The organism is Parageobacillus galactosidasius, from assembly GCF_002217735.1.
Taxonomy (GTDB): Bacteria; Bacillota; Bacilli; order Bacillales; family Anoxybacillaceae; genus Parageobacillus_B; species Parageobacillus_B toebii.
This window is the reverse complement of sequence record NZ_NDYL01000002.1, coordinates 1,633,721-1,645,632: the sequence shown is the minus strand read 5'-3', so window position 1 is coordinate 1,645,632 and position 11,912 is coordinate 1,633,721. Positions and strand designations below refer to the sequence as shown.

Here is an 11,912-nt window from a genome sequence, read left to right as displayed (position 1 = left end):
AATCCCCATCTTTAGTCAATACCCCGTACAAAAGTTTATCATTTAGGGTAATATGGTATGGAGCCATTGTTTTGTCCATTGTTCGTTCTACCAAAGGGGAAGTAACATGGCTCTTTTTCTATTTCCTTTTTACACAATTATATGGACTTAACTTTATTGAGTGAAAGAGGACATTTATACAATTTAGTAAGCTGTGTATGTAGAATGGAAAGCATCATTTGCGGGCGGCCAAAAGGAATCAGGCGATTTAATCCCTGGTTCCTTTTTCGTCTTTTCGTACATTCAACTTTTAAGAAGTCGATGTGTGTGTCATGTCGTCAATAACAGATGCATGAAGCATTGTTCTAATTGTCGTATCAAGATCAATTTTATGGTGGTTTCAGATGGTTGGTTATTACTAAAAGAAGAAGTTCTCATATTTTAGGATGGCTGCCATCCTAGATATGAGTAATAGGGATTTTAGCCTAGATAAAATAGCATTGGACATATTTGTTTATGGCAGAAAATCAAATATTTTGTTGAAATAGGTATATTTTACTAGTATGATAGAAAAGGAATAAAAGATAAAAAATGGGGGTTTTTTCACGTGTATTGCGTTAAGTGTGGAAGCAAAACGGAGCCTGGAGCAAAATTTTGCGGCAATTGCGGCGCTTCTGTGCGGCCTCGGTCTAATAAACTATTAGTGATGACGGCTATATTGATGTTTGTCGTTTGTGTTAGTATTTGGACAGCATTTGTCAATCAATGGCGGCATTATGAGAAAAAAACGGAGGAAGTCGCCAGCAAACCAATCGAGCAAACAAAACAGGAAGGGAAAGCGCACTTGGAAAAAGTGAAAAGCCAGACCGTGCCTGCCGCGAAAGCAACAGCGGCGAATACGAATAAAGACGTAACGGAAATCATCGCAGAAGCGCAAGAAAAAGTATTTACCATTTATACTGACTATTCACAAGGATCAGGCTTCTTAATCAACAAGCAAGGAGATGTACTAACGAACGCGCATGTGGTCGAAGGGTCGATTGACGTCATTGTTCGTGATAAAAATGGAGAAGAATATCAAGGAAAAGTGATTGGTTACAGCAATGAAATCGATGTTGCCGTTATCCGCGTTCCCGCGCTAAAAAATAAAAATCCGCTTCTGTTGGAAACAAAAAGAAAAGCGTGGGTGGGCGAAGAAGTAATTACGCTCGGAAGTCCAATGGGATTGGAAAATACGGCGACGTTTGGGTTTATTAGTGGCGTAGACCGCAATTTCGTTATCGAGCCGCATATATATGAAGGCATTTACCAAATCTCTGCCCCGATTGCGCCGGGAAGCAGCGGCGGGCCGTTGATTGAACGAAAAACAGGAAAAGTGTTGGCGATTAATTCGGCGCGCCACGCAACAGAGGCAAATATCGGTTTTAGTATCCCAATTTTTAAAATATATGACCTTATACAGAAGTGGATTTCCTCCCCTCTTGCCGAAGATGAGATTTATGCAATGTTTTTTAACAGCGAAGGAGCGTATTTTTACCGGAACCTCGAGGGCGAAGGATATTTCGAGGGCGGCGATTACAGCGAAGAATATGATTCGTATGATGTTTGGAATTATGATGAACAACAGTCCGAAACGGAAAGCGAATATGAAAACTATGATGAAAGCAGCGTAACGGAAGAAAACGGGGAGGTTGGCGATTCCGTCGATGAGAGCGATGTTTCCGAAGATGAAAGCTTGAATGAGGAAGAAATTAACGATGTGCCGGCAGAGGAAGGGGCGAATCTGGAAGAAGAATCGCCTGATGGAGAACAACCGGCAGAGGGCTATGAAATAAATGGGGGCGACAGTTACGAAGGTGAGTCTGGTGAAGAAACGATAGATCCGTCAGCGGAAGATCAATTAACGGAGAATCCGCCAACGGACCAATCGACGAATTAACTGCGCTTTTCTGAGACGAGAGACTATTATGCTATGTTGCTTTTATATAGAGTATCATGTGGTTTACCATTTTTCAAAAGTTGTGTTCAGCGTCGTATCGAAGCTGTTCCTTGGAGAGGAAATTCTCCAAGGAACTTGTAATATATTGGAGTAGTTTGCAAACAAAAACTTAGCTACTGGAGCATCGGTTCGAATCATCTATATGCTCATTTTTTTCATGAACTTTTCGGAGGTTTATTAGCATTGCCCGATTTTTGTCGAAAGATTAGTCATTGAAATACAAAAAATGCAAGTATTACAATGACATTAGGAAATAAATGACATCAGAGGAGGTGTATAAATTCAACTTGATTTCTCAACATAGTAGATGTTTGTCACTTCTTTGTTTGAAAGCGCATCCTAAAAAATGATTTGGTCGAATTTTTTACCTGGATCTCTGTATAGTTGCCAAAATCTTGGTTATAGATTGAACTATGCGTCGAAGAAACTAGTTTGAAAGAAATAAAGTTTTAGTATGGGGGATTTACTACTGTTAATAAATTCAATGATTGAATAAATTTGTTGGCAAAAATGGGGGGAAGAGGATCGATGATGAAAAAATTGTATAGTTGCTTGTCGGTCTTTTTATTGTTCAGTTTTCTGTTGCTTCCTGCAGCAATGACAGAAGCAAAATCAAAATTTAAAGATGTCCCGAATGATTTTTGGGCAAAATCGGAAATTGAGTTTTTGAGCAGCAAGGGGATTATTAAAGGGTTTCCCAATGGGACATTCCAACCTAATCAGCCGGTGAAGCGCGTCCAAGCTGCAATTATGATTACGAGGGCATTAGGTTTAGATACTTCCAATCGTCCTAATCCTGGATTTAAAGATATAAAAAATTTAGATAAAGAAGCATATAATGCGATCGCTGCGGTTGTGGATGAAGGGATTTTTCCGAAAGGACAAACGTTTCGGCCACATGAAGCGCTTTCTAGAGCCGATATGGCGATGGCGTTAGTGAAAGCATACGGCTTGAAAGGAACATATCATAAGCCAATTATCGATGTTTCAAAAGATCTTTATCCTTATGTTAGTGCGCTGGCGGCAAATGGCATTACGAAAATTTATCAGGATGGAACATTTAAGCCAAACAATACGGTTACAAGAGCGCATTTTAGCGTGTTTTTTGCCCGTGTTTTAGAGCCTTCGTTTAGAGTGCCTGTCAATTCGAAAGAAAATCCGGCAAAACTCGGTGAGCCTTTGGTTGTGGAAACCGATAATTTTCTATATGGCCGCCATAAATACGAGATAGAGTTAACCGATGTCATTACTGATGGTGAACAAGCATGGCAGATGATTCAAGATGCGAATATGTTTAATGAAGAGCCGCCAGTAGGGAAAAAATATATCCTTGCGAAGTTCCGGTTCCATTTGCTTGAGTTTACTGGAAAAACATTTTCTTCTTACGATTTAAATTCAGCAGCATTTGAAGCAGTGAGCAAGAACGGAGTAGTTTATGATATTCCTTTTGTCGTTGAGCCAGAGCCAAGACTGTCCGCAAATTTGTATAAAGGCGGGGAAGTGGAAGGATGGGTGGCTTTCTTAGTGAATACGAATGATACCCCTCTCATTGTGTGGCAGCGGGAATGGGATGATGAGCTTTGGTTTAGCCTAAACTGATGTGAGGAGGAACCAAGCCTTAAAGGCTTTGGTTCTTTTTTTGTGCGGTTCGAATCGATTATATTCGACTATTTACCTAAATTTAACATACTATCAATACCTTTTTAAATTTATAACTATATAATCAATTGTCGAAAAAGAAAAATAATTGTAAAAATATCATGTTTAGATGGAGGTAAGTAGAAATGCGTCTTTTTCGATTCACGTTGATTAGGATGATGCTCATTTGTTTTACTTTTTTTAGCGTTTTCGCCCCTTCTTCTCTATCTGTTATGGCAGTACAGTCCACAGAAACCGCAGAATCTCCGCCAAAGGATCCCGAAGAAACACCATCCCAGCAAACGCAACCTACTACACCGAATACAACAAGCAATACGACGAACTTACAGCTTATACATACTCCTGTTACGACCATCAGCAATCAACAAGATTTAGCGATCCGTGTGAAAGTGGAAAATGGCAGCGAAAATACGACTGTTACGCTTTTTTATCAAACTTCCCCTGATTTGGAGTGGAAGGCAAAGACTTTAACAAAAGAAAATAATAATGAATATTCAGGCGCCATTTCCGCCGCTGAGTATGTGGGAACGAAGCTGTCTTATTACATAGAAGCAAAAGACGGAGAACAAACAACCTACTACCCAGATAACAAGGAAGAACCTGTGCAAGTAACAGTACAAGAGGAAGGAAACGATGACCCGCAGAAAAACCCAAAATTGATTATTACGGAGATCGTTCCTGATTCAACGAACGTAGGAGGCAGCGATGGATACGAGTTTATCGAGATTTACAATAACAGCAATCAGCCTATCTCCCTGCAAGACTATCAAATTATTTACCGCTATCCCGCGTCTGAGAATAAACAAGATGTCATTTGGAAATTTGACGACAATAAAACGATTCCAGCTCAGTCTTCATTTGTTGCATGGATTAAAAACGGTTCCAATGAAGATAAAACCATTGCCGATTTCAACAATATTTATAAATCCGAAGTCAGCGAAGACAGAATGACTACGATTCACTCAGCTGGCATGGCAAACACAGCAGAAAGAACGATTATTATTGCGGATAAATTCAATAACGAAATTTCCTTCGCACGTTATGGAAAAGAAGATGTGGTAGAAAACAAGGGTATTCAGTATAAGGTAGCAAATGGTCAAAAGCAACTCGTAAATATCGGCTTAAGCAACCCCGCAAATCCAGGGAAAATTATTAAGGGACAAGTGCCTGCTGAGTCGGTTCAAGTAAGTCATGATACGCATCCGCCTGTTATTATGCATACGCCGGTAACGAAAGGAAAATGGCAAGAAGATATTAAGATTGAAGCGAAGGTGACGGATAACGAAGAAGTAGTTAGTGTCGTCTTATCCTACCGTTTTCAAGAAAATGGCGAATATAAGTCCATTCCGATGGAGCTAAGCAATGCAGAAACAAATACGTATTCCGCGATTATCCCAAAAGAAAGTATTTTCACCAATGAAGTGTTTTATAAAATTGAAGCATTTGACGGAACACAAAAAGTGGAAACGGAAGAACAAAAAATTACCATTGACAGCGGATCGTTTGATGCGCAAAAATTGCCGCCATTATTAATTACAGAGCTTGTTCCAGACTCAACGAATGTCAATGGAGTGGACGGCTACGAATTTATCGAGATTTACAATAATTCTTCCAAAGATATTAACTTAAAAGATTATAAGATTCACTATAGATATCCAATGGATGGTCCTGAGGCGGATTTAATATGGAAACCGGAAAAAGAAGATATCATCTTGCCAGCAGGACAAACAATGGTATTTTGGATTATCAATAAGGGAAATAAGGATAAAACGGTCGATGATTTTAATGCACATTATGGAACTAAATTAGTGGAAAATAAAAGCATTGTAAAGATTTATTCAAATGGCATGTCCAATACGAACCATAACGGCATTACGATCGCGACAAATACTGGTCATGATGTTGTCGCTGCATATTATAATGACGAACTAAATGTAAAGGATACAGCACCGGATAAAGGAATTTTCTACACGTTTCCAAGAGACGGCTCTCGCAATATGAAAAAATATAGCAGCGCTAAAGAACGTGCAACACCGGGGCAAGTAGCACCGATACAAGTGCCTAATCAACCTGTTGTCATTCCAGAAGACAATGAAAAGCCGACATTCGAAGATTTAACAACGCAAAAGCAAGTATCCGAATATGAAAATATCCAGCTATTGTTTGACGCACAAGATAATCAACAAGTCAAAACGGTCCGTCTTTTTTATAAAGACAATCAAGCGAAAAAATATAAATCGGTAGATTTGCTTCAAGACTTTAACGACAATTTATATCATTATACGATTTACTCTCCGGAGCTAATCGGAAAGGCGTTTATCGAATATTATTTAGTCATTTCCGATGGAACGAATGACATTGCAACGGAAAAACAACAAATATCTATTATTCAGGAAGAAAAGCCACAAGGAATCAGGCTAAACGTAACAGATGAAACGATTTTGAATCAAACCGCCATCATTAAAGCTAGTTCCAATGACATATCGAAGACAACGATCCGAATTGATTCAAAAGATGTCACCGCCGAAACAAAGCCAGCGCTGGAAGACCAAGCCTATTTCGCGGTAGAGGTGAAGAAAACAAATCTTTATTTTAAAAATGGAATCACGATCAGAGATGATGTATTACTCATCTTTGATGATACGATTAATCAATATGTGACGTTAACGGTCCCAATTGATCCAAAGTACTTTGAGAAAGGGAAAGGAACGACGATTTCTGTTCGTTCAGGCACGAAAGTATCTCCATTTGATCAAGAATCAGAAGAAAACCGTGATGATTTTTACATTAAAAATGCCAGATTAGTATTGAAAGACGGCACGGTTCTTTACGATCCCAACTATGCAGATCCTCAAAAGGAAATTTCGGTAGGGGATGGAGCGTCATCACAGAAAACGGTTGATTTTACGTTTACGATTCCTGAGGAAAAGTACAATGCCAAAGCGTATGTGTGGGATACAACGAAAGAAACGGAAGGAACGCACGTCATCCAAGCCACTGATGGACAAAACACGGCAACGGCGAATGTGAAAGTCGACAATAGCGCACCAATGATTACTCCTTCGGTGGAAGAGGGAAAAGAATATAAAGGAGAATTTACGATTGATGCAGAGACGAAGGATGAAATCGCGGGAGTAAGCAAAGTGGAAGCGACTTTAGACGGAAAACCGATTGATTTGCCGTTTGCGACGTCATCCGCGGAACTATCGAAAGGGGAACATATGTTAATTGTAAAAGCGGTTGACCATGTCGGAAACGCTGCGTCCAAAACGGTGACATTTTCGACTGTGGAGGAGCATCCTTTCAGTCCTGAAGTCATTTCGCCGAAACATCAAGAAGAAAATGTATCGACATCGCCAAAATTAAAGGTAAAAGTTTCGGATCCTACAAAAGATGATTTGCACGTTGCTTTCTTCAAAGGATATCAATACCAACCGGGGGAAAAAGAGTTATCGATTTACCAAAATTATGTTGATCGCGAACCGCCGAAAGAGATGGTTCCGCAAGGGGAAACGATCATCACAGGTGAGGATCTAAAAAAATTAGAAAAAGCAGATTCCCAATATGTCATCACGAAATCAACCACACAGTTTCCGTATCAACGTTTCCAAGTGAAATTAGATAAAGAAATCGATGCAGATGATGAAATTCAATTCACTTGGGAAGGAAAGTCTCTCTTAGGCCGAAAAGTAACGATGTATGCTTGGAACTACGCTGCAAACAAATGGGAGGCATTACATTGGAAAGTAGCCGAAAACGATAAAAATTTTACACTGCAGGGAACTGTGAAAGGTCCTGATTATGTGAAAGACCAAACGGTTCAAGTGATGGTGCAGGATGAAATTGCATCGACCACCCAATTTGATTACACGTTTGTTTGGATGTCTGATACGCAATATTATTCGGAGAGCTATCCGCATATCTTTAAGCGAATGACAGAATGGATCGCGGAAAAACAACAAGAATTAAATATTCAATATGTCTTTCATACGGGTGACATAGTCGATGAAGCGGAAGACGAGATGCAATGGAAGAACGCGAATGAAGCGATGAGCGTACTTGACCAGCGCAACATTCCATACGGCGTGTTGGCTGGCAACCATGATGTCGGCCATAAAACAGGTGATTATAACCAATACAGCAAATATTTTGGGGAAGAGCGTTTTAAAGGAAAAGATTATTATGGAGAATCATATAAAAATAACCGCGGACATTACGACCTGATCAGTGTAAATGGAAATGACTTCATCATGATTTACATGGGTTGGGGAGTGAATGATGAAGATATTGCTTGGATCAATGAAGTGCTTGCGAAGTATCCTGACCGAATGGCGATTTTAAACTTCCATGAATATTTGCTTGTGTCAGGGAACCGAAGCCCGATCGGCGATAAAATTTATGAAAAAGTGGTTGTTCCAAACAAAAACGTCATTGCGGTGCTTTGTGGACATTATCATGACAGCGAGACATTAATCAGCGAAATTGACAATGACAAAGATGGTAAACCAGACCGCAAAGTATATCAAATACTCGCCGATTATCAAGGCGGGCCAGAAGGCGGGCAAGGATTCATGCGGCTGCTTCACGTAAATCCGATCGAAAACAAAATTTATGTAAAAACATATTCTCCGTATTTAAATAAATACAATTATTATGACAGTGCAACATACCCTGGAAAAGACGAATTTGTCATGGATATGAACTTGAAACCTCAAGAAAAAGTGGTCGCAACTGACAAATTCGAAGTCAATGTGTTTACAAATCAAAAAATTGGTGAAGCGGCGAAAGTAAAAGACAATGAAACGGCTGAGGTGGAGTGGAAAAATTTATCGGCAGAAAAAGAATACGGATGGTATGTAACGGTTACGGATGATTTTAAAGGAAAGACTCGTTCTCCTATTTGGACTTTTACAACAGCGAAGCAGATGCCTCGTCCAGGAAGCGGAAATAATAATAATGGAAGTAATCCGCCTCCATCCGATGATAGAAATCATAATGGAAATAATCCGCCTCCTTCCGATGATAAGAATTCGAACGGACAAAGACCGCCTATGGATGGAGAGGTAATTTTGCCAGAGAATTCAATGTCCATAACAGAAGAAACAATGCAAGATGGAAGGAAAAAAATCACTTCAACAATTGCAAAGTCAGCAATAGAAGATTTAATTTCTAAGAAAGCAACATTTAATATATTAACCATTATGTTACATTCAGAAAAAAGCAAAGAATTTACAGAAGTGAAATTGTCATCCGATATTATTGAACTTCTAAATAAGAAAAATCAACAATCCGTCATTCAGGTCGAGACAGGAAATGGCACATACAGCTTGCCTATAAAAGAGCTTAATCTTTCCAATTTGGCTAAACAGCTGAACACATCTGTAGATCAGATGCAAATTGCGATTCGGATCAATAAAATTTCTGATAAAGAAGGTGTGTTACAAAAGCACCGATTAACGGCAGTATCCAATGTTATTGATTTTACTGTGCTTGTTTCAGCTGGCCGGAAAGAAATTGAGCTCAATCGATTTACGCAACCAATTAAACGTTCCATTAAGTTCGAAAACAAAGTAAATGTGAATCGGGCGACCGTCATAAGATTGAATGAAGATGGAAGCTTTGCTGCTTTACCTACTTACTTTAATGGAAATGAAGCTGTTTTTAGAAGCATGACAAACAGTAAATATACGATCGTAGAGCATTACCAAACATTCTCCGATATTAAAGGTCTTTGGAACCGAGAGGATGTGGAAAAGCTGGCGTCTAAATTTATTATTCAAGGCCGCAAAGACGGTACGTATGGACCTTTAGAGGATACGAAGCGAATTCATTTAGCTGTTTTGTTGACTCGCAGTCTTGGCCTAGCAGCATCGAAAAAATATGATGGACGATTCAACGATGTGAAGGGAGACGAATGGTTTGCGGAAGAACTAATGGCTGCAGTCGAAGCAGGAATCATTAAAGGAAAAGGAGATGGACGTTTTGCGCCTTATGAATCGGTTACCCGTGAACAGGCTGCCGCAATGATATCCCGTGCAATGCAATATATTGGATATAACAAACAAAAACTAGATACAGGAAAATCCATCAAAAACTATAAAGACTTTCATGCAATAGGGACTTGGGCTCGGGATGATGTGGAACTATTGTTGCAGGCTGGCATTATGCAAGGGCGCAAGACAGGTGAATTTGCTCCACGGGAACCTGCGAACCGTTCTCATATCGCGGCTATTTTAAACCGCTTCTTAGTATTTGTTGACTATATGAACTAATGGCGTACTGCTGTTAGCCGAAATGTGTTGTAGATCATTTTAAAAAGGAGAGTATCGTTCCGTGCCGATACTCTCCTTTTGGTTTCATCAAGTTCTCTTTGTTCTTCGAATTTCTTACGCATGCGAGTATTGTGCTAGTTTACTCTGTTTGGTTCGGCGTTTTACGATATGAAATAAACGCGAATAAAAACGCGATAAAGAAGACGAGTGAATTGGAATATAAGTAGCGAAAATCTTGCGCCGGCAGGGCGATAAATACCGTTCCCGCGTTGAGCAGCACGGCGATTGGCAAAAGCCAAGCTTTTCGATCGTTCCGCAAAAAGGCGATAAACGTAAACAACAGAATAGAGAACATATATACTGCCGGACGCCAAAGAAACGGTTTGCCCGTTGTTTCGGACCATTTTAAGTATGTACCTACCATATTGGTTATTGGCTGAGAAATCACTTCATTTTTTAAACCAAATTTGTTCCCGTAAAAAACGTTGGTAACGAACATGGACGTGTATCCGTCGTTCGGCTCGTTCATTTGCCAGACGAGGGAAGTTTGCTTCATCATCGCCTCGATAACGAGTCGAGGATTTTGCAGGCAAATTTCCCACCATGTCCGTAAATAGGTGGAAAGATGATTTGGAAAAATCGCTCGCTTATTATAGTAGCCGGAAAATTTAATTGGATCGGTCACGTAAGGATTGTAGAATTTTTTCCATAAGTCTAATGACATGATTTTATTGATATATTCGGCTTGTTGTTCGGTCATTTCCCCATTATACGCGATAACGCGAGCGATTTGTTGGGTTGGAATGCTTAGCGCTTCGTTTGGATCGGATGGCGTAACGTTCAAATAAGTAAATAAAGGTCCCGTTACGGCGTAATGAATGACGACCACAAGTGAAATGACAAGGAGCCACCGTTTCCATAGATGACGAAACACCGCGAACAATATGATCAACGACGCCAAACAGACAACAAATCCGTTATGCCGAAAAAAGACAACTCCCAATGCCGCCATTGTAAAAAAGAGAAAAGATGGAAAGCTATTCAACCAGTTTCCATTTGTCATGATCAGTTTGCATATCAGTGTAGTAAACAGCAAAATAAACGTGCTGTATAAAATGTCTTTCCAGACCGTGATGGAATAAATGCCGTTGACCGGATTGACGGCAAATAAAATGGAAACGGTCCAAACCGCCCATTTCGGCGCCCCTGCTTTTTCCAATTCAAATAGACAATAGCCAATAACAACCGAAATAATGATGATTTGCGCGATACCAATCGCGGCCGGAGAGTCCCATAATGCCGTTACCATCATAATAAAAAAGGTGTACATGACCGGATGCCAGTCATTGAATTTTCCAGTATGGGCTTGTTCCCACTGAAATATAGAATCTGCTGTCATTGCTCCAGGGAAAAAGGCAATGAGATAAAACGGCCAAACGATAAGCGAAGGCAAAGCGTAAACAAAGATGAGCACCCGCTTTTTGTCCGGATTAGGACGGTTAGGTTTGATGGATAGAATCAATGAAGCAATAAATAGCACAATGATCGATGTACTAACATAAGTTCCGATATAAATAAGTGACTTTATAAACAGCGACGAGTGCTGCAGATGCGTTTGTTCACCTTTCATGCTGATAACGGCCAACAGCGGAAATAATAGCATAAACAGATACGATATCCATTGTTTTGATCGAGAAAGGGATAAAAGGCGCGCTTTGTTTTGAAGCACTATATAATAAGCGGCAAATAGAAGGAAAAATAAGAAAACCCCTTCCGCAAAAATGTCCCGATGAATGGGAGAAAAAAACAAAATAGTACACATCGTGCTGATCAGCGCCGCGATGACGCTGAAAATCCCATTTTTTAACATGGCATTCGCACTCTCCTTTTTCATAAAGCATTAGCATTATTATGTAAGCTATCTGCTGATGGCAATTGAAGAAAGGCGCGACATCTGTTCATTTTTCAGACAGATGAGTGGATAAGAATCCAATATAATAAAT

The 11,912-nt window shown here is 39.8% G+C and carries 4 protein-coding genes; 3 read left to right on the top strand and 1 reads right to left on the bottom strand.

Translation table 11 applies throughout. The features are described 5' to 3' along the window. Positions 1 to 586 precede the first annotated feature (586 nt). The 3 genes from B9L23_RS17945 (at position 587) to B9L23_RS17935 (ending at position 9,909) form a co-directional block, all read left to right on the top strand. Positions 587 to 1,918, top strand: coding sequence for a trypsin-like peptidase domain-containing protein (locus B9L23_RS17945; RefSeq protein WP_089098140.1), 1,332 nt, complete (start codon positions 587 to 589; stop codon positions 1,916 to 1,918). Between the two features lie 588 nt (positions 1,919 to 2,506). Further along, entirely contained in the window at positions 2,507 to 3,577 is a 1,071-nt protein-coding gene (locus tag B9L23_RS17940) for an S-layer homology domain-containing protein (RefSeq protein WP_245842454.1), read from the top strand. A 185-nt stretch (positions 3,578 to 3,762) separates the two neighbouring features. Next, positions 3,763 to 9,909, top strand: coding sequence for an S-layer homology domain-containing protein (locus B9L23_RS17935; RefSeq protein ID WP_089098138.1), 6,147 nt, complete (start codon positions 3,763 to 3,765; stop codon positions 9,907 to 9,909). A gap of 139 nt (positions 9,910 to 10,048) precedes the next feature. On the opposite strand, the gene B9L23_RS17930 is transcribed toward B9L23_RS17935, so the two are convergent. Continuing rightward, positions 10,049 to 11,779: a DUF6020 family protein gene (locus tag B9L23_RS17930; protein ID WP_089098137.1), complete on the bottom strand. Its 1,731-nt coding sequence runs from the start codon at positions 11,777 to 11,779 to the stop codon at positions 10,049 to 10,051. Between the last annotated feature and the right edge of the window lie 133 nt (positions 11,780 to 11,912).